Genomic DNA, 24,415 nt, shown 5'->3' with positions numbered 1-24,415 from the left:
GACTTTCGCATTTCAAGGGAGCTGTCGCCTTCACATTGCGGGACTCCTTAATAAAAAGAGGCAGCCCTTGCGGAATGCCTCCTTTAATATAGTTGCTAAACTAATTCAAATAGTAATTTAGTACGGTTTTCCTGTACCCTGCAACAACCACATTTTAGACCAGGCACTGTTATTGCTTGTATCTTCACCTTTGTATTCGGTAGCCTCCAATTTCTGAATGGCAGCATCGGCGTTTTCAGCATTAGTATCTATCTCATTTATATGGTAATAAAATCGTAATGGTAAGGCATCCCGTTTGGTAGCAACGCCCACTTGAAGGTCAGGTAAACCGGTTCTTCTGTAATCGAACCAAGCTTCTGTAGCAGCGGACCAACTGGCTATCCACTTTTGCTCCATGATATCTTCCAATCCACCATAAGCAGCTCCTGCTATATAATCATCATATTCGTCTCCAACGCCCCAAGTTTCCAAAGACTGTTTAATTCCTTCATTATAATGACCCTCTGGACCACCGCTCACCCAGCCTTTTAACGCTGCTTCCGCCAAAATAAAATGTACTTCAGCGGCCGAGAGTAAACGGGCCTTTAACAACGGACCACTGGCCGCCCTATAAATATCATTCAACTGGGAAGCATGGGGATTGGCACTTCCCTGAAGGGACCCAACCGTTTTAAGGTTATAGGCTCCAGCCAATACCATGGCAGTAGGAAGACCAATATATTCCTTATCATAATCTACTGGTTCCCCCACAATATCCTCATAAGCATCTACAATGTCTTGTGAAATGCGTCTTTCTCCATCTACAATTTCATCCGTTCCATCAGGGGCACCTGGATCCAATACCAAGGGTATCTCAACTTTATTCGCCCAAACAGCGAGCCTAGGGTCGTCCAGTTCCTGTAAGGCATCCACTAGGGTTTTTGCCATTTTAAGTCTAAAATAGGCTCCATTAGGGCTATTGTCGAATTGGGTATTGGTAGGCCAGGAATCACTTCCCGTGTTACCTACATAGGACATGGCGGCATCATCAGATGCGTTCAATATTAACGGATATTGCGCTGCATTGGAGGTTAGCCTTCTAATACCTTCTTCGGCCAATCCCGGTTCTTTTGCAGATAATCGCATATAATATCTCAATGCCAATGAATTGGCAAATTTCCGCCATTTGGAAACCTCACCTCCATAGAGTACGTCCTGATCTTCCTGAATACTAAAATAGGCACTCTGACTTTTGGACAAAAGGGTATTGGCCCTTGCCAAGTCGGCCAGGATTCCCGTATAGATGTCCTTTTGATTGTCAAAAGCTGCATTGAAAAACTCTGCTCCCTCATCCCCCCTTAAGGCCTCGGAATAGGGAGCATCGCCCCATAAATCGGTTATCATCCCAAAAATATAGGCCTTCATAACCAAACCTACCCCTATATGGAATTCCAAATTATCGGTTTCTGCCTTTTCAATCAGGGTTTTATTATTGGTCAACAAGCTGTAATAGCCGTTCCAACTATGGGAGTCGTTACTCCAATCATAGGAGTTATGTCCCCCGGACCAACCATCTTTTTGGGTATGTTGCATCACCCCCGCGATATCCCCAAACCCTAGGTTCAAAGTGTTTTTTGCAGCGCCACTAATTACCGTGGGCACCAATAGGTTGGGATCCACGTTATCCGAACCAATTCTATTGGGATTTTCATTAAGGTCCTCCAAGCCGTGACAAGAGACCAAAACTATAAGTCCCGATACCAATAAGGCCATTTTACTTTTTATCTGATACATCATGATCTTAGTTTTTTTTATTAAAATGTTATACCAATTTTAAAACCAACTGGGATAACCCATGGATCCACATTATAGCGTTCTATACCTTGTTTAAATTGGGTACCTCTTGCATCCGTACCTGATTCTGCCTGAAAAGCCCTTTCCGGATCCACTCCGAAAGCTGAATCCTTGGTCCACAACATAATATTTCTACTGTAGACGGACACATTTACATTGTCCAAACCGGCTTTTTCCACAAACTTACTGGGCAGATCGTAACCCAATGATATCTCCCGTAATTTTATATAATCTGCATCAAACATATGTGGTGTTCCAAAATCCCATGCATTGGCAACGGAGAATGGAATAAAATTCGTTCCATCGAGTCCTAGGTTTTCGTTTTCCAAAATAAAATTACCATTTTCATCGTGATAACCTACTACCCCCGCATTGAAAACCCCGTCATAAACAACTGTTCCAGAAAAGGCCTCAGGAAAACCTCCATTGCCCGGAGGACCTCCAATAGAGATAAAGTTTTCGCCATAGATTAAAAGATCGGCATTATCCAATACCCATTGTTTCAACTCAGGACCGGTCTGATTAATTCCAGGATCGATCAAGTTATCCAACAACTGTTGACTATAGCCATCCTCTGTCATATATCTTGAGGTTTGTGACATGTACTGGCCACCAGACCGCCAGTCGAAAGTCATATTCAAGGTCAAGTTCTTATAGGAAAAACTGGACTGTAGTCCCATTACAAAATCAGGATTATAGTTTCCTACCTTCACCCTTTCCTCTTCGGCCAACCATTCAGCATCCTCACCTTCACCCAACATTGGATATCCAAAATATGGTGAATTGGGATCGGTCACCCTTTGGATCTTGGGAGAATATAAATTTCCGACCAAACCATCCTCACCCGTGGCCGGATTGGCTACATAACCTCTGGATACACTTTTGTTCTCGCTCCAGAATTCTATATAAGGTACACCTTCTGAAAGATTCAAAATTTTTGATTCATTGGTAGTAAAGTTGAAATTTAAATCCCAATTAAAGTTATCTGTCCTTATAGGAGTAATTCCTAAGGAAAGTTCGTAGCCCTTACTTTCCAAAACCCCAGCATTTATACTCACACTACCATAGCCCGAAGATCCTGGGATTGGCACATTGGGAACAATTTGATTTCTGTTTTCCACGGTGTAATAAGTTCCTTCAAATCGGAATCTATTATTAAACATGGTCAAATCCACTCCAAATTCCTTAGAAGTGGCCTCTTCAGGAAGCAAATTGGGAGTATTTAACCCTCCCTCAGCAGTATAAAGAACCGCATTGTCCCATTGCCCACCATTGAGGTAATAGGACCCCAATTGATAAGGATCCGTATCATTACCTACTCTGGCCCAACCACCTCTTAGTTTAAAAAGATCAACTTTGGGGATATCCACCACTTCGCTCAACAAAAAGCTAAGGGATGCAGAGGGATAAAAATAGGAGCGGTTGTCCACTGGAAGCGTACTGGACCAATCGTTCCTTGCGGTAACATCCAAATACAACATATCCTTAAATCCAAAATTACCCAAAGCGTACACACTGTTAATTCCTCGTTCACTCATATAACTGGAATATACCAAAGAAGTTGGGGCAATGTTGCTAATTGTAAATAGGTCAGGTACAATAAGCCCCACCTTTGAGGCAGCAGAATTGCTAATACCAGAACTTTTTTGATACATTAGGTTGCCACCTCCAGAAATTGTCATATCAAAATCTCCAAATTCCTTGGTAAAAGTGGCCAAAAGATCCACATTTGTCTCCACTCCATCGGTCTTGGAAATACCGTAAGTACCATTATTGGTCTCCCCGCTGTATCCTGGAGACATTTTAGTTTCCTGAGTCTGATTATAACTGTTCAAATTATAGCTGGTCCTTATATTGAAGGAAGGCGATAATTTCCAATCCAAGGCCATATTTCCAAATACCCTGTATCTTGAATAACTATTATTTACCTCGTTGGCCAAGAAATATGGATTGTTATAGTCATTGGAAAGGCTCAACACTTCGGTACCGGGCAAATCGTAATCCTTAATGCTCCTTATATCAATATTAGCTGGCATGGCATAAGCCCATTGTAAAGGATTTGCTCCCCTGTTGGAAGCCGGCCTATTATCGGCAAAACTATGAACTACGTTAACATTGGTACTTATCTCCAATTTATCGTTTAGATTGGATGTAGCGGACAATGAAAAACTATTTCTGTTTACATCAGAGTTCGGTACCAAGCCTGTATTTTCCATATTGGTCACCCCCAATCTATAATTCAACGCTTTTGTACTATTGGTTACCGTTAAGCTATTGGTGGTAGTAATTCCTGTCTGAACAAAATTCTTAATATTATTGGGATAAGATTTTAATTCTGTAGGAATAGGAACTCCATTGGCATCCAAAGGTGCATTCCATTGCACCGCAAAATACCCCTTATCCAATTCCGGGCCCGAGTTACCTCCAGAAAGCGCTATTGCCGGCATTATATAACTTCCACCCTGAGATTCTGGGGAAAAGGAAAAATACCCTGAGGCAAATCGTGTCTGTTGCTCCAAATATTTATAAGGAACATCAAAGACGGTATTGGACGTGAAATTCACTTTCATCTTTTCTTTTTCGTTGGCTTTTTTGGTCGTGATCAATACCACTCCATTACCAGCTCTAGAACCATACAAGGCTGCTGCACTAGGACCCTTCAAAATACTGACATTCTCAATACTATTGGGATCCAAATCCGAGATGGCATTACCATAATCCACACGGTTATCGTTACCGAATCCACCCACGTTATTTACCGAGTTGGCAATGGGCACCCCATCTATCACGAATAATGGCTGGTTGTCCGAACTTAAGGAGATTGCCCCCCTAATAACCATACTTACCGAAGAACCCGTACCTCCGGTAGAGTTCAGGGTAACCCCGGCTACCTTACCGGATAGGGAATTCAATACGTTCTCTTGGGCAACCCTGGTCAATTCCTCCCCGGCTACATTTTCAACGGAATACCCTAAAGACTTGTCCTCCCTTTTGATACCTAAGGCAGTTACCACTACCTCATCCAAGGCTTGCGCGCCAGGTTCTAGGGAGATACTCACCGTAGTCCTTCCATTAACAGCTACTTCCTGAGTTTCAAAACCTAAATAGGAATAAACAAGCGTACCATTACCGTTGGGCACATTGATACTGTAGTTGCCGTCAAAATCGGATGACACCCCTTGGATAGTCCCTTTTAATACGATACTGACCCCTGGCAAAGGCATTCCATCTTCAGAGGACGTTATATTGCCCGAAACTGTATGCTGAACAGATTGAGCCATTACAGAAGTCGTGCACAACACCATTAAAATCCAGCATATCTGCCCAATCCCCTGTACTTTATTTTTTAAATATGTGTTCATAGAATTATATTGTAGTTAATTATTTTTCTTTTCGATTTTCCACATTACAGACTATTTCACAGCCTCAAAAGTTAATACTAGCGCATGAGTGTTTAGCGGAGCATAATCCGGAGAAGCAGAAATAAACATGGCTACTTTCATAGTATTGTCCTTTATTTCCTGAACCATAACTTTTCGCTCAAAATCCAATAGTCCAAAAAACATATCTCCTGAAAAGCTCAACGTGCTTACACCACTAAAAGTCAACGCATAAGTTGGAGGAGCATATACTGAAGAAACCGTTAAATCCGTACTTTCCTCATAGGTAAAGGTAGCATTGGGCTCGGGAGTAAAATAACCTGTACACAAACCAAAATCCTGGTCGGAACTTGGGTTTTTAATTCCAGCCGGACCCGCCGTTAAGAATTGATATACCAAACCACTAAAGGCCGCTCCATCCTTTAAATCCATGGAATAGCTCCCATCGTAATGAAAAGTGTATTCATCCTGATACACTTCACCTAGCCCCAAACCTGCTCCTAAAATACCCCCTGGAAGTGGGTATGGCGCACCATCAAAAGGAGTAAGACCCGCATCTGCATTGGCAAAATAATCTCCTGACGAATGCGCGTTGGCCAAACGCCAAGTTTTACCATCGGCAGCCGTAGGCCCCCCAGTAAGTAATATATAAGGAGTTAAATCTACGGCCAGATTCACTTCCGTGGTTACCGAACTCCCATCCTGCGAGGTTGCTGTTAACTTGGCAATGTAGTATCCACCTTCGGAATAAACATGAACCGGGTTTTTCTCACTGCTTGTAGCCCCATCCCCAAAATCCCATGTCCAAGAGGACGCATTGTTGGTCAACCCTTGGAAAGCTACTTTTTTCCCTACGACACTTTGAAAAATATCGGCGGAAAGAGGAATATCTTCCGAACCGGCACTATCATCCGAGCTACAGGAAGACAGGGATAGCATCATCGAAAATAAAACTCCATACAACAGTATTAGATTTTTTTTAGTCATAAATAACAGTTTTTAGTTAGTTTTTTTTTGCATTCAAAGATCAAAAATTACCATTTACCAATATCAAGTTATCAACTTAATAACCTTTAGTTAACGATACGTTAATATTAAGACCTTTTGATTACACTTTTACCAAAAATATATTTAAATTTTTCAAAACAATTCAGATATATTATTAAATATGCATTAAATATTAACCCTCGATTTAGGAAATTAAATATATTTTTGTAAAATAAGTCAATATTCTTATTAAGTTTTATGCATGCATAATAGGAGCATTTTTAACATTTAAATGTGAAGATTTATGAAAAATTATTCTTACAAACCTTGTAAGTCAAGATTGACCCTGCAGATTTTTGTCTTTTTAGTTTCTATTGGTGTGCATTCCCAACATCTTAAGGTGGGTGCGGCCAAAAGGATAATTACCCCTGATCCACTCATTTTAGTTTCCGGTGGTGTAGGAACCCCCAAACCCTCAACTGAAAAAAAAGGAGAACTCTACGTTAGGGCCATGGTATTGGAAAAGGGAAACGAAAAAATTGCCATCGTTAATATCGACAATCTCGGATGGCCGGCTGCACTTGGCAATAAAGCAAGAAAATTAATTAAGGACATTCCGTTCAACAATATATTAATAGGTGCCACACATACCCATAGTGCTCCCGATGCCTATGCCTTCCCCGATGAAAATGGTAATCACGCAGCCGATCTAAAGTATCTTGACTGGTGTGTAACCCAAATAGCCGACGCGGTAAACGAAGCTTCAACAAATCTGGAACCCGCCAAATTAAAAATTGCGGTGGGCGAAGCCAAAGGAAAAATAGCCTACAACTATTACGCTCCTGAATTGTACGACCCAAGATGCGGTATTATACAGGCACTTGGCACCAAGGGTAAAAACAGGGACCTACCCATAGTTACTTTGGTTAATTATGCCATTCATCCAGAGGTGATTGGCAGTGATCAAGGAATACTGAGTCCTGATCTTATTGGCCCCCTATATGATAGAATTGAAGCCAAGGCAGGTGGGATGGCCCTATTTATGAACAGTGCCCAAGGAGGCATGGTAACGGCAGACAATAGACAGGACAATAATAAGGAAGCCAATGATTGGGAAGAATGCAAGCGGATAGGGAACCTTTTGGCAGATGAGGCCTTAAGAATAGTATCCGAGGCCGAAATCCAAGAGGATCCGCAACTGTATTGCACCTCCACACAGGCCGAATTTCCTATAGATTCGGAAATGATGAGATATATCTTAAATAATTCCCCATTAAAAATGGGCAAGTCCGACCGATCTGTAAGTACAACCCTCAACCTATTAAATATTGGCTCGGCCCAAATCCTGACCATCCCCGGGGAAGCCCTACCCAATATAGGATACTATTTAAAAAGAAATATGCCCACGGAACATCCTTTCCTTTTTGGTCTGACCAACGATGCCTTTGGATATATATTGACCAAAGAAGATTTTAACAGTTTTAAAAGATATATGTATGTAAGTCGCACTAGTCTAGGGGAGAAAACAGGAGAAATCCTTATCAATGATCTATTGACCCTTATCCATAACAGTCCAAAACCCAATTAATAAATCAATTCCTTAACAATTAACACAAGATCCAAATGAAAAAATTGGCTTCTATTTTTCTATCAATGTCCCTACTATGTATTATTTCCTGTAAGGACAGTCCAAAAAAACTGGCAAAAAACGATGCTACTACCGTAGCCGAAATAACCCCTTCCAACGCCTTGCAAAGCTACCTGAACAATGAAGACCAAACCTATAAATGGGAACTAAAAGAGAATTACGCCATAGGGGATGTAACCGCCTATGAACTTATGCTGACCTCCCAGAAATGGAGAGAACATGTCTGGACCCATGAACTAACCGTATTGGTCCCCAAGGAGGTGGCCCATGACGGAGCGCTTCTAATGATTACGGGCGGGAGCATAAAAGAGGGAATACCCAATTGGTCTTCAAATGAAGAAGACAAAAAATCCATCAGTTTTGCCCAAGTAGCCCAAAAGAACAAGGCCATAGTGGCTATAGTCAGGCAAGTTCCCAACCAACCCCTTTATGATGGCCTTACGGAGGACGAACTCATTTCCTTCACCTTGCACAATTATAAAAATGATAAAGACCCTACATGGCCCTTGTTATTCCCTATGGTTAAAAGTGCTGTCCGAGCAATGGATGCAGTTCAGGAATTTAGCAGTAAAAATCTTCAAAAAGAGGTCACACGCTTTACGGTAACCGGAGCTTCAAAACGGGGCTGGACTACATGGTTGACCGGAGCAAACGACAAGAGGGTGGAAACAATTGCCCCTATGGTAATAGACGTTTTAAATATGCCCGTTAGCCTGGACTACCATATTACGGCTTGGAACGAATACAGTATACAGATCAACGATTACATACAATTGGAAATTCCACAAACCGTAGGTACCGAAGATGGAAAAGCCTTGACCCAAATGGTGGATCCCTATTCCTATAGGGCCAATTTAACCATGCCAAAATTAATCTTTATTGGCACCAATGATGAATATTGGCCGGTAGATGCCATTAAGAACTACATTGATGATATACCCGGTGAAAATTACATTCACTACGTACCCAATGCCGGCCATGACCTAGGTGGAGGAGAACAGGCGGTGAGGGCCTTAAGTGCCTTTTGGGGGAAATCGCTGAACAAGGCACCCCAGGCAAGCTTGGCCTATGATCTAACCACCGACAAAACATCGGCTACCCTAACGGTCAAAACCACCTCGGATGAACTTCAAAATGCCTATATATGGTCTGCAGATTCATCGGATAGGGATTTTAGGGATGAGGAATGGACTTCCAAAAAAATAGATTCCAAAGACCATGACCATATTCTTCAGCAAGTAAAATTTCCCAAAAGTGGTTTTAAGGCTTTTTATATCGATTTGGAATATGCCGATCCCAATGGAGGAAAATACACCAAGAGCACTAGAATGTATGTAGCGGACGACGATGAAATCCTTTAATAAAAAACGTATATATTGGCTTTCAGGGATCATCGCTGTCCTGGCTCTGCTGGCATTTGCCATTTTTTACGCCAGGGGTACCAGCGCTGCATTGCCGGTCAATGAATATTATGCCTATGATAAGGCCATTCCGTTAAAGGATTCCCTTAACCTATTGAAGGATACCACAGACTTTAGCTTGTATCACCTATCCTATAATAGTGTACACCATAAAAGGGTTACAGGGCTTTTGAGCCTGCCCAAAAATAGCTCCACTCCCCTACCCGTAGTCATATTGATGCACGGCCTGGGGGACAATAAGAATGTGGATTATGTATCCTATGGCAACGATTTATTCCTTAAAAACGGTTATGCGGTGTTAAGGATCGATTTTAGCGAACACGGGGAACGGAAAAACGATGTTTATGATTTTAGCCTTACAGGAAATTACAAACACTGGAGCCGGAACATTATTAGTCAGACCGTCTTCGACCTAAGGCGTGCGATCGACTTTATTGAAACGAGGAAAGAACTGGATGCCCAAAGGATAGGGTACTACGGCATTAGTTTGGGTGGAATTACCGGCACTATTTTTTGCGGAATAGATAATCGCATAAAAGTTCCCATAGTGGCATTGGCGGGCGGACAATTGAACTTATTGTACGAAAAGGCTGCCCTGACCAAGGAGGCAAAAGATTTTGTAAGTATCATTGAGCCATTAAACTTTGTAAAGCAGATTGCACCCCGTCCATTCCTTATGTTAAATGCCAAAAATGATGAAATAGTTCCTCCTTTAATGAGCTCCCTGCTGTTTAAAGCGGCACAAGAACCCAAAGAGATTATATGGTACGATGCCAAGCACAGGGATGCGCCCTTGGATATCATATTTGGAGACGGGCTCAACTGGTTTAAAAAATATTTATAAATTAAAAACTACAAAAAATGAAAAAATCATATCCAATTACCTTGTTCATGAGCCTTTGTATGGCTCTATTTGTAATTAGTTGCGGGGAAAAGAAAAAAAATACAGACAAGGCCAACAACGATGGCCCTAAGGAACCCGAAACAAGCTTAGAGGCAAAAAACTGGGCCGAAAAACTAGGATGGCCTACCGGAAAAAAGGTAATCATGTTGCATGCAGATGACATTGGGATGTGCCCCGAGGCGAACATTGCCGCCAAGGAACAATTGACCAAGGGAGAAATACAATCCGCTGCCGTAATGATACCCTGCCCCAATGCCAAAGAATTTATCAATTGGGCCAAGGAAAACCCTTCAATGGATATAGGCCTACACCTAACACTCACCAGTGAATGGAAAAAACATCGATGGGGCCCTATAACTCCAGATAACGAAGTACCTGGATTATTGGACCCTGAAGATAAATTATGGCGCAGTGTCCCGGAAGTAGTACAGCATGCCACAGCTGAGGAGGTGGAAAAGGAAATACGGGCCCAAATTGAACAATCCATTGCCTGGGGCTATAGACCGGACCATATAGATACCCATATGGGTACCTTGTTCGGTGATCCCAGTTATGTAAAGGTCTATATGAAGGTTGCCCAGGAATACGGTATCCCAGCAAATATTATTGATATATCCGTACCAGCAGTTCTTGCCGAATTTAGGGCACAGGGCTACCCTATGGATGATTCCGTGGTAAAAATGTCCGAGGAGTACACCTTGCCCAAATTGGACTTTTTTTCCAGTGCCCCAAAGGCCGATTCCTATGAAGAAAAAGTGGAAGCTTTTAAAACCTTGATAAAATCCTTGCCAGCCGGACTTACAGAGATTATTTTTCACCCCTCCGTAGAAACCGATAATTTAAGGGGCATTACAGGATCATGGCAACAAAGGGTTTGGGAATCACAAATTTTTGCCGATCCCGATCTTAAGGAATTCTTCGAGGAAGAAGGGATAATATTTACCAATTGGAAGGAAATCATGACCCGGTTCAATTCCATGAAATAAATGCTTAATAAACAAAGGGCATGCCCTGGTTCTACTTAAGGAAGCGCCTAAAGGGTCGGGGTATATACAGCAAATGCCTATAGAAACCCTATATATGGCAACAGATTATTTTAAGACCGGAAAAAGGAAACCCACCTCCCCCGGTCTTAAGATCAACCTTTACCCAAAACAACCCTTGAATTTAAAATATTCTAACCCTTTTAACAAAAATATTAACAGATGTTCGATTATTTGCTAATTTATAATGCAAATCCAATAAAATATAATAAGGAAAATAACTTTTAAAAAGTTTTATTTGTGTGTATCCCGATTATGGGAAAATGATAATGATTTACCTTAAAACCTATTTGTCATGAATTCTACCTCTGGAATTATCCTTGCCATTTCCTTGATTATTATTATGTTCGGGATGGGCCTATCATTGACCCTTTCCGATTTTAAGCGGGTGGTTACCTATCCCAAGGCTATGATCATTGGGCTTATCTGTCAGATGTTGTTGTTACCAATAATAGGATATATCATTGCCATTTCCCTAAACTTGTCCCCTACTACTGCCATAGGCATTATGCTATTGGCGGCCTGTCCTGGGGGACCAACATCCAACATGCTCTCATATTTGGCCAAAGGCGATTTGGCCCTATCCGTTTCCCTAACGGCCGTATCCAGTATAATTTCCATTTTGACCATTCCTTTCATTGTGCAATTTGCGCTGGAGGAATTTTCCAATGAGAGTATGGCCATTTCGGTCGATGCCATAACCATGATAAAACAATTGATGGTCATTGTAATTATACCGGTCGGAATTGGCATGCTCATAAAAAATAAATTTGAAGCCTTTGCCAACAAGATGGAGAAGCCCGTAAAAATAGCTTCTGCCATCATATTTGTTTTGGTAATCATTGGGGTGACCATTAGCGTCAAGGATGTTTTTATGAGCTATTTAAACGAAGCAGGGCTACCGGCCATACTACTAAATGTAAGTACTATGACCATAGGGTTCTTAATGGCAGTACTTTTTAAACTAACCAGACCACAGGCCATAAGCATATCCATTGAAACCGGAATCCAAAATGGAACCTTGGCAATAACTTTGGCAACCATAGCCTTGAACAATGCCGAATACTCTATTGTGCCTGCCATTTACGGCCTATTAATGTTTATTACGGCCACTGTAATTATTTTTATTAGAAAACCACTAGGGGTGAAAGATGAATTAAACCTGGAAAAAGATTCTGCCAATTAATCCTGACAAACATAAGATGGGAAAAAATCAATTTATTGTTGCCCTTGTTTTATTCGTCTTTTTTCTCATTCCCTTCCCTACCAATTTTATAGGCTCCTTAATCCCGGATTTTATGTTCAGCTTACGTATGGGCTTTGTTTTTGCTCTAGTAATGTGTTCCCTTGTTCCTTCGCAAGCATTCCGTTTTCTTATAAAAAACAAAAGGGTCCCTATGGGAACATTGAGTCCAAACATGGTAAATGGAGCCGTACTACCCAAGGTTATTGGGGCCAATATTGATCGGGTTACGCCAAAAAGCAGTATGTTCATTTTATCCAACACCCAAAGCTTTATTTTTGGTCTCAAATTTTTGAACACACCCTTGGTCAACAAAACAATACAGCTTAATGGGGTTTATGGCAAAGCAAAAAATCCGAACTTTAGGTATAATAAATTATGGTCATGAGAATAGTATTGGTTTTATGGATGACCCTATTGCTTATTGGTTGCAAGCCGGATGATTACGACCCTTCCCTGCCGCCCAAAGGTTTTGCAAACAACATCAGTCTTAAAGTAGCCTATACACTAGGGGCCATTGAGCCTACCCTTACCAAGGTGGAAGTACCGGAAAGCATCATGGAACACAAGGACCTTGTTTATAAGACCATTAACAACACATCATTAAAACTGGATATATATCATCTTAAGGCTTTAAAAAAAGAAGCCCCCCTTATTATTTTCATACATGGTGGTGCTTGGGAGAAAGGAAAGAAAAGCAATGTTTTACATTATTTAATCAGTTATGCCCAGAAGGGATATGTTACAGCCTCCCTACAATACAGATTAAGTGGTGTGGCAAAGTACCCTGCACAGCTCTTGGATGTAAGGGATGCCGTAAGTTGGTTGAAATCGCATGCAAAGGATTATAACATCAATATACAGAAGGTAGCCATTGCGGGCGGTTCTGCAGGGGCACATTTGGCCATGCAATACGCCTACACCCATTCTTCCAATGCACAGGACAGCAATGGTATAGCCACCAAGGTCCAGGCCGTAATAAATATTTACGGTCCTTCGGATTTAACGACCGAGGTTGCAAAAAAAGAAAAACGGGTACATCGATTATTTGGAAAAACTTATGAAGAAGCCCCGGAAATGTACAGAAATGCTTCACCTATAACATATGTAAACAAAAACTCCCCTCCTACCATTTCCTTTCACGGCACTTTGGATGAACTGGTACCCTATGGCCAATCCAAAAAACTCCATGAAACCCTAAATGCATATGGGGTGCCCAGTTACTATCACGAGTTAAAAGGTTGGCCACATGCCATGGACCTTTCAGCAAAGGTATTCTCATATATTCAATATCATACAGATATATTCTTGGAAAAACATTTAAAATTATGATTAAAAATATTTTCTTATCCATATTTACACTTGCCTTACTATTGGGCTGCAAGGCCAAACAATACGATGTATCCATACCTCCAAAAGGTTACTCCAGCAATACAAGCCTGAAAATTGCCTATGCCACAGGGGCCTTAAAAATAATAGAAACCGACTTCCCTGTTCCAGAAGATATAGAGGAATACAAAGATGTTGTCTATAAGACCATAGACTCCATTCAACTCAAATTGGATATTTACCATACCAAAACGATCAAAAAAGACGCTCCACTAATTATTTTTATTCATGGCGGCGCATGGAAAAAAGGTGACAAACACGATTATTTGGCGTATTTGATTAGCTACGCAAAGAAAGGTTATATTACAGCTACCGTACAATATAGATTAACCGATGTTGCCAAATATCCTGCCCAACTCCATGATGTGGAAGATGCGGTAAGGTGGTTAAAATCAAATGCCGACAAATACCATATAAACCCAAACAAAGTAGCCATGGTCGGTGGTTCCGCTGGTGGCCACCTGGCCTTACTGAACGCCTATTCCAATACAAAGGAAGATGTAGATAATAACGGGATATCCGCCTCAGTACAAGCTGTCGTTAATTTTTATGGCCCATCCAACCTTACCGATGAAACAGCCATAAAGGCATCCTCGGTACAATATTTAATAGGCAAATCCTACGAAGAGGCCCCTGAATTGTATAAAATGGCCTCTCCCTTATTTTTAATTTCAAAGAATGTACCCCCAACCATAACATTCCAAGGTACCTTGGACGAATTGGTACCCTATGAACAATCGGACATATTACATGCCACCCTTCAAAAGGCCGGTGCCATATCATATTACCACAAACTAAAAGGGTGGCCACATACCATGGACGCCTCCGTAAAAGTAAATGCCTATTGCCAGTATCACATGGATAGGTTTTTTGAAAAGTACATCCCTTTAAACTAAGATTACACGAGACCCAATGAAGTTGCTGAAAAAAATAGCGAAAATCACTGCCATTGCCATTGGAATGGCCATATGCCTAGTGCTTATTGCTATTCTAATTGCTGGGTATAAATACCAAAGCATTGTAAAGGCAACTCCAAAGAACCATACGGAGAAACTAATTCCAGGGCCATTAGGTACATATGTAAATACCTTTATAGGTACAGGAGGTTTTCCCTATTGGGTATGTGGATTTAACTTTCCCGGTGCCACAGTCCCCTTCGGGATGGTGCGCCTAAGTCCAGAAACCATGTCTTTATACAACAACACCAAAGACTTTAGCACCTCAGGGTATTACTATGGCGACAACAAAATACTTGGCTTTAGCCATACCCGTTTGGCCGGGACCGGTGCTACCGATGGAGGTCATTTTCTATTTACACCAACCACCACACCACATAATAAAATTGATTTCCAATTGGATTATGCCCATAAATTTTCCCATAATGATGAAATAGCCTTTCCTGGCTATTACCGCGTAGCACTAAAAAAAGAGGGTATTGTTGCCGAACTTACGGCCACTGAACGCAGTGGGCATCACCAATATACATTTTCAAAAGAAGGCGACAAAAATTTACTTATCCATATTACCAATACTACAGGAAACCATCGGGCAAAGGAAGGATTTGTAAACATACGTCCGGAGAACAATGAAATTGAAGGATCCGTTAGGACATTTGGCAGCTTTGCAAGTAGGTTTGATGGTATAAAGGTGTACTTTGTGGCTAAATTTGATCAACCATTTTCCGAATATGGCATTTGGGACGGTCAAACATTGGATCAAAATAGCCTGAGCAAGAAAAGTGACAGTCTAAAAATTTATCTCGGATTTACCCGGAAACACATTAATGCCAAAATTGGCATTTCCCATGTTAGTATTGAAAATGCGCGTTTAAACCTAGAGACAGAAGCAGGCCATCTTAGTTTTGCGGCCATACTGCAAATAGCCAAGGACAAATGGGAAAAAAAACTGGCCTTAATCAAGATTGAAGGTGGCTCCCTGGAAGAAAGGAAAGTCTTCTACAGTGCTTTATATCGCAGTTTTCAAATGCCTACCATCTTTAACGATGTAAACGGGGAATTCAAGGGATTTGACAAAAAAATACACCAAACTACCGATTACAACTACTACACGGATCTATCCTTATGGGACACTTTCCGCACCGTCCACCCATTATTCAATCTCATAGCAAAGGATGAACAAAGAGATATGTTGGTCTCTTTAGTGGAAATGTCCAAACAAGGGGGCAGCCTTCCACGCTGGCCCTCTGGGTATGGATATAGCAACTCCATGCTGGGCTCCCCAGCGGATATGGTCATTGCGGAATCTTACTTAAAGGGTATACGCAATTTTGATGTGCAGCTTGCGTATAAAAAAATGAGACAAGTGGCCCTGGAGCCCATTCCCAAGGACAGTTCCGCTGCTGGCCGGGAGGAGATAGATAAATATATCGCCTACGGCTATTGCCCTACGGAATTTGGGGATGAAGCCGTAAGCAAGACCTTGGAATATGGCTGGGCCGACCATTCCATTAGTCTTTTGGCCAAAGAATTACAACTTATGGAAGACCAGGCCCTTTTTGAAGGCCATTCCAAATTCTATAAAAATGTATGGAATCCGGATACCCAATATTTTCAAGCCAGACATGAGGATGGGCGGTTTGTGGAAAAATTTAAGCCCTTGCAACTTACTTATACGGACTGGGATGATGAGTATACCAAGGATTATACAGAAGGCAGTGCATTGCAATGGCGATGGGCCGTACCCTATGATCCGGAAGGCCTGGTATCGCTTTTTAGGGATAGAGATTATTTTGTGAGCGAACTGAACAACTTTTTTGCCAAAGCCGATCCAAAAAAAGCTACCTGGACCCCAGGCTCCTATTACTGGCATGGCAATGAACCGGATATCCATGCCGCCTATCTTTTCAATGCCGTTGACAGGCCCGACTTGACCCAAAAATGGGTGCGTTGGATTTTGGATAATAAATACGATAATTCCTATGTGGGCATAGATGGCAATGATGATGCCGGAACCTTGTCCGCTTGGTATATCTTTAGCTCCCTTGGTTTTTATCCTATTGCCGGAACGGACATTTATCAATTGGGCGCACCATTATTTAAGAGCGCTATTCTACAAATGGGAGAAAACCAAATGACCATAGACACGGAAAACTATGATCCCAATAATATCTATGTAAAAAAAATATTGCTGAACGGGCGTCCCTTGGACCGCACTTGGATTAAGCACGAAGAAATAGCCGAAGGGGCCCAACTGACCTTCATTATGGCCAAAGAGCCACAGTTTTTAATTAACAAACAATCATCTAAATCTACCTTATGAGACTTTTATTTTTATTGTGTACCTTGTTAGTAGTATCGTGTAAAGGAAAAATGGAAAAATTACCGGAAGTAGTTCCATTGGACCATCCTGCCATAGTGGAACAGGAATTTATTTATGAATTGGATGATGCACTTACCCCGGAATGCCATGCTTCTACAGTAGAAGTAAGCAATGGTACCGTTATAGCCTCTTGGTTTGGTGGCACCGAAGAAAAAAATGACGACGTTGGTATTTGGGTATCCCGAAAGACCAATGGTTCCTGGACTATCCCAGTAGAAGTAATAAATGGCGTACAGGAAGATGGTAGTAGATATCCCTGTTGGAACCCGGTATTGTTTAAACCCAAAGACCAACCACTGTTTTTATTCTATAAGGTAGGGCCTAGTCCTACCGAATGGTGGGGACTCTACATGACCTCTAATGATGATGGTAAAACGTGGTCCAAACCGGTAAAACTTCCTGAGGGAATTCTGGGGCCCATTAAAAACCAGCCCATACAATTGGCAAGTGGTGAAATACTCTCCCCTTCCAGCACGGAAGATGAAGAGGCGGGTTGGCAAGTTCATTTGGAACTTAGCTCGGATAACGGAAAAACTTGGTCCAAAACCCAGCCCTTGAACGATGGCAAAGAACTAGGCGCCATACAACCTGTGGTCTTAAATTATGGCAACGGAAAATTACAGCTTTTGAGCAGAACCGAAAATGAGGTCATTGCCGAGAATTGGTCTACCGACTACGGAAGCACCTGGAGCAAAATGAAAGCCACGGCTTTGCCCAATCCAAATTCCGGAATAGACGGGGTAAGTTTAAAAGATGGGCGACAATTATTGGTTTACAATCCCACCGGAAAAAATTGGGGCGATAGGGTACCTTTGAGTTTGGCCCTGTCCAATGACGGCACCAAATGGAAACGCGTTCTGGACTTGGAACCTTTAAGGGAGAATACGGATAAGGAGGGCGAAGAATATTCATATCCTACCATGATACAGGCTCCCGATGGGAAAGTGCATATTGTATATACTTGGAACAGAAAGACAGTGAAGTATATCGTCTTGGATCCACAAAAACTTAATTAAGAACAATCATGGGAAAATGGTTAAAGGTTTTGCTGAAATTTGTTGGGGCATTGATAGTACTCTTGGTAGTTCTTTTCTTTTTTGCTACCAGTACCATTGACACCACACCCTATTTTGAAACGGAGTATTACAGGAATACCATTCAAAATATAGAGGAAGCCGTCAAGAATAAAACCGAGGCCAAAGGACCGCTGCTTGCCGGATTTGCAAGGACTAATATCACCCCCAAAATTGTAAGTGGCACTCCGGACCCCACCAAAGGTGAATTCAACAATATAAAAATGGCCGGTTATGGTAGCGGTAAAATTGCAACCGGAGTTCACGATTCCATTTTTGCCAAGGCAATCGCAGTTGAAGTAAATAAAGAAACCGTGGTTTTGATCAATGCCGATCTAGTGGCAATACCGGAAGACGTTGTTATCCAGGTTACCGAAAACCTAAAGGGAAAAATAGCCCGAAAACAGCTTTATTTTGGGGCTACCCACACCCATTCCAGCATTGGCAATTGTATGCCCGGTTATGTGGGAAAAGGCTTTGGTGGGGAATATCAACCGGAGGTAGTGGAATGGCTTGGTCAAAAATTTTCCGCCCTCATATTACAGGCTTTGGCAGACAAACAACCCGCCCAATTCTCTTCGGGCTATATTAAAGTACCCAATTTGGTACGCAATAGGATCATTGGGGAATCCGGGCGACTTAATGATAAACTAGACCTTTTGTCCTTTATGCAGGAAAATGGTAGAAAGGCCACTATTGGCGCTTTTTCCGCCCATGCAACCGTAATAGGTACAGACAACGAACTGTATACAGGGGATTATCCCGGATATTTCCAAAGGCATTTGGAAGAAAATGGGGTTGAGCTGGCCATGTTCTTCGCAGGAACGGTCGGAAGTCATTCCAACAAAGGACTAGGTGAGAAATTTGATAAAGCCAAATACATTGGGGAAACCCTTGCCGATTCGGCCCGATCTGCCTTGAACAAAATGAAATATCTCCCTAATGTGGATCTGACCGCCATATCTTCTGAAATAGAAATCCCAAAGTTGCAGTTTCTCTACATATCGGACCGCTTACGCCTTTCCCCTTATCTTGGAAGTAAACTGATGCCAAAGACAAACCCTATCCAAGTTCAAGGTCTAAAATTGAACAACCTCATTTGGCTTGCCCTACCATATGAACTAAGCGGGGAATACGGTTTGGATTTAAAAAATGCCTTGGAACTCCAAGGGTACAATTCCGTTCTCAGCAGTTTTAACGGCCAGTATCTGGGATATATCGTACCACAAAAGTATTATTATTTTGACACTTACGAAGCTCGATTAATGGGTTGGTACGGCCCCAGCATGGGGGATTATTTAATGGAGCTCAATTTTAAAATGGCCAATGAATTAACACATAGTAAACTATAAACAATGAAAACTTTAAAAAAGGGATTAAAAATATTTGGGATAGGCAGCCTTATACTCTTATTGGTAGGGGCATCGGTAGTGATGTACAATTGGCGCGACCGTCATCCCGACTATTCCATCGATCTTAAAATCGAGAACAAAACCCCGCAACCCATAACAGCCGGATTTTCCAAAAAGCCCATTACCCCAACTATTGTAGACACTTGGAACGATGCCAATGGAAACAATAAATACAGCAAGGATGAAGGCGATACTTATAACGACAACAATAACAATGGGAAATTTGATGCGTATTGGATTGCAGGAATGAGCAACGCCAAACCTGCCCAGGGAGTGCATGATGATGTCTGGTCCCGGGTTATGGTGATCGATGATGGCAATACCAGGATAGCCATGATTTCTATGGATGCCATTGGTTTTTTACATGGGGATGTAATCGACATCAGAAAACGAATACCTGCCGAGCTGGGAATAGATTATACCCTGTTATCGTCTACCCATACCCACGAAAGCAACGACCTTGTTGGCATCTGGGGCGAAAACATCTTCAATTCCGGCGTAAATCCAGAAATGATGGAATATGTAAAATCCCAAACCGTTGCGGCTATAATTGAGGCTGCCAACAACCTTCGTCCCGCAAAATTGGTTTTTGCCGAAGACCTGTCCGGAGAAGATGGCAAACTCATAAAAGACACCCGAAAACCAATTGTAAAGGCCACTGGAATACATTTAATGCAGGTTCTGGATGCCGAAAACGACACCACCCTGGGAACCCTAATCAATTGGGCAAACCATCCCGAAACGCTATGGTCTCAAAATTTATTGATCAGTTCGGATTTTCCCCACTATATTAGGGAAGGCCTGGAAAAAGGTGTTTACAACGGAGAGGAATTGGTAACTGAGGGACTTGGCGGAGTGGCCATTTATTTTTCGGGAGCTATTGGCGGATTAATGGCACCACATCCCTCTTTGGGGATACCCGACCCCTTTACTGGGGAGGAATACTTTGAACCTACATTTGAAAAAACCAAGGCGCTTGGAGATCAAATTGCCTTGATGTCCTTGACCGCCCTAAAACAAAAGGGTGATACCTTGACCAATTCGAATATTTCTTTAAGGGCAAAGACTATCTTGGCACCATTGGACAATACTACCTTTAAGATTGCCAGTGGTATTGGCCTGATCAAGATGGGAATGCCCGAATATTTTAAATCCAGGACCGAAGTAGGGGCCATTCGCATAGGCCCTGCCCTATTTTTAAGTATCCCCGGGGAAATATATCCCGAAATTGTGTATGGTGGCATAGAGGCCCCCGAAGGTCGCGAATTTAACATACAGCCCTTGGAAATTCCACCACTTCAGGAATTGATTTCCGACAAGTACAAATTTTATTTAGGACTTTCCAATGATGAAATTGGATATATAATACCAAAAAGCGAATGGGACACGGGAAAACCGTACCTATACAATGATGAAGGCGACACCTATGGGGAAGAGAATTCCTTGGGACCGGAAACGGGGCCCATCATTTATAAGGCCTTAACGGAAGTAATCAAGGATTTGGACTAGCAACAAGGAATTTAACATCCGTATACAATTTTAAACCGTTGGAGTCAAGTTTTTAATCAATTTCCCATAACTTTAAGGTTCTGTTACTACCAGCACCTTAATATATGTACACCATCATCGATATAGAAACTACCGGAAACGGGATAAAAGGAAATAAGATTACTGAAATTTCCATATTCAAATTTGACGGTCATGCAATCATCGATGAATATACTTCGCTGGTAAACCCTGAATGTGAAATACCCCATTTCATTACGGGATTAACGGGCATCGATAATGATCTGGTGCGCCATGCCCCCACTTGGGAAGAAATAGCTGCAAAGGTATTGGAAATAACAGAGGACACCATTTTTGTAGCCCATAGCGTAAATTTCGACTACAACGTTATCAAGAATGAATTTCAGAATATCGGAATTAATTTCTCCCGCAAAAAGCTATGTACGGTTCGATTGTCCAGAAAACTTATCCCTGGCCTAAAATCCTATAGTCTGGGAAAATTATGCACTTCTTTGAACATTCCCCTAACAGATCGCCACAGGGCAAAAGGGGATGCCCAGGCCACGGTAATCCTGTTTAAAAAACTGTTAAGGACAAACGGGGCCGAAAAGGTATTCAAAGCTTTTCTCAATGCACGCTCACAAGAAGCTACATTGCCCCCATTGTTACCCAAGGAAATCTTTGAAAGACTACCCCATTCCCCTGGTATTTATTTTTTTAAGGATGCGAAGGGAACCATAATATATGTAGGGAAAGCCATTGATATCAAAAAACGGGTGCTTGGGCATTTTTACGACAAGTCCAACAAAGAAATTTTAATGTGCAGGGCGACTCACGACATCGATTTTGAATTATCCGGGAACGAGCTAATTGCCCTATTAATGGAATCTGCAGCCATTAAACAACATTTCCCCCTATACAATCAAAGTCAGAAACGAACACCAACAGAATATGCCATTTTCTCCTATGAGGATCGCAATGGAATTCAACACTTGGCATACAACAAATTGAAATTAACGCCCAATCCCATATCCACTTTTAATACCATAACGGATTGCCGCTTGTTCTTGGAAGACCTATGCAAGAACTACGGCTTATGTCCCAAATTCTGTCATTTACAGGAAAATATTAGCAGCTGCTCCCATTATAGTATTACCAACTGTTCTGGAATATGTAAGGGAACCGAATCGCCTTTGGATTATAATACCAAAGTAAGAAACGCCATTGATGACTTGATGGACAGAAACCGAAATTTAGTGATCAAGGAAAAGGGCAGACACGCCGAGGAAGAAGCCTTTGTATTGATTATCAACAACAAATACAAGGGTTACGGATTCCTACCGCGGCAGGAGCAGATAAATAATATTGACGCCCTGGAAAATTTTTTGGAACTCCAAAAAGAAAATACGGATACCAAACGCATTTTGTCATGGTATTTAAGAAAATACCCGAACAAGGCCATTGCCTTCTCCCCTCTTTCCATTTGAAGAAGCACGGCCGGTTGTTTCAAATAAATGAAATACCCGACCTACTTTTTTTTACCACTGTTCATCAACATCAAAACAGCGGTGACAAGCCCAACACAAACAGCTCCAAAAACAGCAATCATTACTATTCCGTTACTCCAATTTACCAATGGCAAGTATTGTAGAATCATAGGTAATTATTTTAAATTCAGTAAGCTAAAATATATACAAACAGCACTGTAAAATATGATAAATATCACTTTTAAAGTGTCGTTGGACAAACATAATCGGTTACCTTATAACCAGAATTCTTTATTTCCTCAAAGCCACCTGCTATATCCACTAAATTATGGATGCCCCTACTTTTTAAAATGGATGCCGCTATAACAGACCTATATCCACCTGCACAGTGTACATAAAAGGTATCCTCCTTAGGAAATTCGGCCATATGGTCATTTAAAAAATCCAAAGGGGTGTTGTTGGCATTTTCCATATGCTCGGATAGGTATTCCGATTCTTTCCTTACATCAAAAACAGGAACTTCCTTATTATCCAGAGTGGCCTTCAAGTCCTTGGCGGAAATGGATGTAATTACATCATATTCCTTACCGGAATTTTTCCAGGCTTTGAAACTTCCCTTTAAATACCCTATGGTAGCATCAAAGCCAACCCTGGATAATCTTATGATGGCTTCTTCCTCCCTACCTTCCGGTGCTACAAGTAGGATAGACTGCTTGGTATCGGCAATAAGGGCTCCTACCCATGGGGCAAAACTACCATCCAGCCCTATGAAAATAGATCGAGGAACAAATCCCTTTACAAATTCGTCCTGGTTTCTTACATCCAAAATTACCGCATCCGTGGCATTGGCAGCTTCCTCAAAGGCATCGGGGGACAAGGCAGTGGTACCTCTTTCCAATACGTCCCCTATATCCTCATATCCTTCTTTGTTCATTTTCACATTGAGCGGAAAGTATTTTGGAGGTGGCAATAATCCTTCTGTAACTTCCTTAACAAATTCTTCCTTGGTCATATTGGCACGTAGGGCATAATTCATTTTCTTTTGATTGCCCAAGGTATCCACGGTCTCCTTCATCATGTTCTTTCCACAGGCCGAACCTGCACCATGTGCGGGATAGACCACCACATCATCGGCTAAGGGCATAATTTTGTTTCTAAGACTATCGAACAATAACCCGGCCAAATCCTCTTGGGTCATATTGGCCGCTTTCTGTGCCAAATCCGGTCTACCCACGTCCCCTAAAAACAAAGTGTCCCCCGAAAATATAGCGTAATCCTTACCCTTTTCGTCCCTCAACAAATAAGTGGTACTTTCCATGGTATGCCCTGGGGTATGCAATGCCTTAATGGTAATATCCCCCAACCTAAATTCCTGACCATCTTCTGCTATAATCGCATCAAAGGAAGGATTGGCCGTAGGACCATAGACAATAGGTGCCCCAGTTTCTTTGGAAAGGGTTATATGCCCACTTACAAAATCTGCATGGAAATGCGTCTCAAAAATATATTTTATAGTGGCATTATCCGCTTTGGCCCTTTTTATATAAGGTTCCACCTCACGCAAGGGGTCAATTATGGCCACTTCTCCTTTACTTTCTATATAATATGCACCCTGCGCCAAACATCCTGTATAAATCTGTTCTATTTTCATCTGTAAAAATTTATTGGTTCCTAATAAGCCATCCGAGTAATTATCGGTAGCAATTCACCATGAAACAATCTAGTTGCCATCAAAGTTGCCCTGGCCCAT

18 protein-coding genes are annotated in these 24,415 nt (G+C 41.8%); 12 read left to right on the top strand and 6 right to left on the bottom strand.

Annotated elements, in window-relative coordinates:
• Positions 1-117 precede the first annotated feature (117 nt).
• The 3 genes from C7972_RS12735 to C7972_RS12725 are packed head-to-tail and all read right to left on the bottom strand — an operon-like array spanning position 118 to position 6,200.
• Entirely contained in the window at positions 118-1,776 is a 1,659-nt protein-coding gene (locus tag C7972_RS12735) for a SusD/RagB family nutrient-binding outer membrane lipoprotein (RefSeq protein WP_220020904.1), read from the bottom strand.
• Positions 1,777-1,793: 17 nt separating this feature from the next.
• Entirely contained in the window at positions 1,794-5,195 is a 3,402-nt protein-coding gene (locus C7972_RS12730; protein ID WP_110356564.1) for a SusC/RagA family TonB-linked outer membrane protein, read from the bottom strand.
• Between the two features lie 51 nt (positions 5,196-5,246).
• Complete coding sequence (locus tag C7972_RS12725) at positions 5,247-6,200, bottom strand: PKD domain-containing protein (protein ID WP_110356563.1); 954 nt, start codon at positions 6,198-6,200, stop codon at positions 5,247-5,249.
• A gap of 304 nt (positions 6,201-6,504) precedes the next feature.
• On the opposite strand from C7972_RS12725, the gene C7972_RS12720 reads away from it, so the two are divergent.
• The 5 genes from C7972_RS12720 to C7972_RS12700 all read left to right on the top strand — a co-directional run bounded on the left by C7972_RS12720 (position 6,505) and on the right by C7972_RS12700 (position 12,402).
• A complete protein-coding gene (locus tag C7972_RS12720; protein ID WP_181422885.1) occupies positions 6,505-7,788 on the top strand; it encodes a hypothetical protein in 1,284 nt (427 codons plus the stop codon).
• 35 nt (positions 7,789-7,823) lie between these two features.
• The gene (locus C7972_RS12715) at positions 7,824-9,209 is read left to right on the top strand and encodes a PhoPQ-activated pathogenicity-related family protein (RefSeq protein WP_220020903.1); all 1,386 of its coding nucleotides are present in this window, start codon (positions 7,824-7,826) and stop codon (positions 9,207-9,209) included.
• Positions 9,196-10,113, top strand: coding sequence for an alpha/beta hydrolase (locus C7972_RS12710; RefSeq protein WP_110356562.1), 918 nt, complete (start codon positions 9,196-9,198; stop codon positions 10,111-10,113). The genes C7972_RS12715 and C7972_RS12710 overlap by 14 nt, the downstream gene beginning before the upstream one ends.
• A 17-nt stretch (positions 10,114-10,130) precedes the next feature.
• A complete protein-coding gene (locus C7972_RS12705) occupies positions 10,131-11,159 on the top strand; it encodes a polysaccharide deacetylase family protein (RefSeq protein WP_220020902.1) in 1,029 nt (342 codons plus the stop codon).
• Positions 11,160-11,511: 352 nt separating this feature from the next.
• Positions 11,512-12,402: a bile acid:sodium symporter family protein gene (locus tag C7972_RS12700; RefSeq protein ID WP_110356561.1), complete on the top strand. Its 891-nt coding sequence runs from the start codon at positions 11,512-11,514 to the stop codon at positions 12,400-12,402.
• Positions 12,403-12,429: 27 nt separating this feature from the next.
• Here the strand turns inward: C7972_RS12700 and C7972_RS24100 are convergent, their stop codons facing one another.
• Entirely contained in the window at positions 12,430-12,747 is a 318-nt protein-coding gene (locus C7972_RS24100; RefSeq protein WP_146216319.1) for a hypothetical protein, read from the bottom strand.
• Between the two features lie 96 nt (positions 12,748-12,843).
• Here C7972_RS24100 and C7972_RS12690 point away from each other — a divergent pair, with 96 nt between their 5' ends.
• From C7972_RS12690 to C7972_RS12660, 7 genes are all read left to right on the top strand, one after another.
• Positions 12,844-13,791, top strand: a complete 948-nt coding sequence (locus tag C7972_RS12690) for an alpha/beta hydrolase (protein WP_181422883.1) — start codon at positions 12,844-12,846, stop codon at positions 13,789-13,791.
• Positions 13,788-14,744 (top strand): alpha/beta hydrolase, encoded by a 957-nt coding sequence (locus tag C7972_RS12685; protein ID WP_110356558.1) that lies wholly within the window; start codon positions 13,788-13,790, stop codon positions 14,742-14,744. Before C7972_RS12690 ends, C7972_RS12685 begins: the two co-directional genes overlap by 4 nt.
• 16 nt (positions 14,745-14,760) lie before the next feature.
• Positions 14,761-17,127 (top strand): GH92 family glycosyl hydrolase, encoded by a 2,367-nt coding sequence (locus C7972_RS12680; RefSeq protein WP_110356557.1) that lies wholly within the window; start codon positions 14,761-14,763, stop codon positions 17,125-17,127.
• Positions 17,124-18,203 (top strand): exo-alpha-sialidase, encoded by a 1,080-nt coding sequence (locus tag C7972_RS12675; protein ID WP_110356556.1) that lies wholly within the window; start codon positions 17,124-17,126, stop codon positions 18,201-18,203. Before C7972_RS12680 ends, C7972_RS12675 begins: the two co-directional genes overlap by 4 nt.
• Positions 18,204-18,211: 8 nt before the next feature.
• Positions 18,212-19,612, top strand: coding sequence for a neutral/alkaline non-lysosomal ceramidase N-terminal domain-containing protein (locus tag C7972_RS12670; protein ID WP_110356555.1), 1,401 nt, complete (start codon positions 18,212-18,214; stop codon positions 19,610-19,612).
• A gap of 3 nt (positions 19,613-19,615) precedes the next feature.
• Complete coding sequence (locus tag C7972_RS12665) at positions 19,616-21,181, top strand: hypothetical protein (protein WP_110356554.1); 1,566 nt, start codon at positions 19,616-19,618, stop codon at positions 21,179-21,181.
• A 104-nt stretch (positions 21,182-21,285) separates the two neighbouring features.
• Positions 21,286-22,665 carry an exonuclease domain-containing protein gene (locus C7972_RS12660; protein WP_110356553.1) on the top strand — a complete coding sequence of 460 codons (1,380 nt, stop codon included), beginning with the start codon at positions 21,286-21,288 and terminating at the stop codon, positions 22,663-22,665.
• 41 nt (positions 22,666-22,706) lie between these two features.
• Here the strand turns inward: C7972_RS12660 and C7972_RS24185 are convergent, their stop codons facing one another.
• Both C7972_RS24185 and C7972_RS12655 read right to left on the bottom strand, forming a co-directional pair.
• Positions 22,707-22,835: a hypothetical protein gene (locus C7972_RS24185; protein WP_258364839.1), complete on the bottom strand. Its 129-nt coding sequence runs from the start codon at positions 22,833-22,835 to the stop codon at positions 22,707-22,709.
• Between the two features lie 71 nt (positions 22,836-22,906).
• Complete coding sequence (locus tag C7972_RS12655; protein ID WP_110356552.1) at positions 22,907-24,316, bottom strand: rhodanese-like domain-containing protein; 1,410 nt, start codon at positions 24,314-24,316, stop codon at positions 22,907-22,909.
• Between the last annotated feature and the right edge of the window lie 99 nt (positions 24,317-24,415).

Source organism: Arenibacter sp. ARW7G5Y1 (genome assembly GCF_003201775.1).
GTDB lineage: Bacteria > Bacteroidota > Bacteroidia > Flavobacteriales > Flavobacteriaceae > Arenibacter.
Note: the sequence above shows the minus strand (reverse complement) of the source record. Positions and strands in the feature narration are given on the sequence as shown.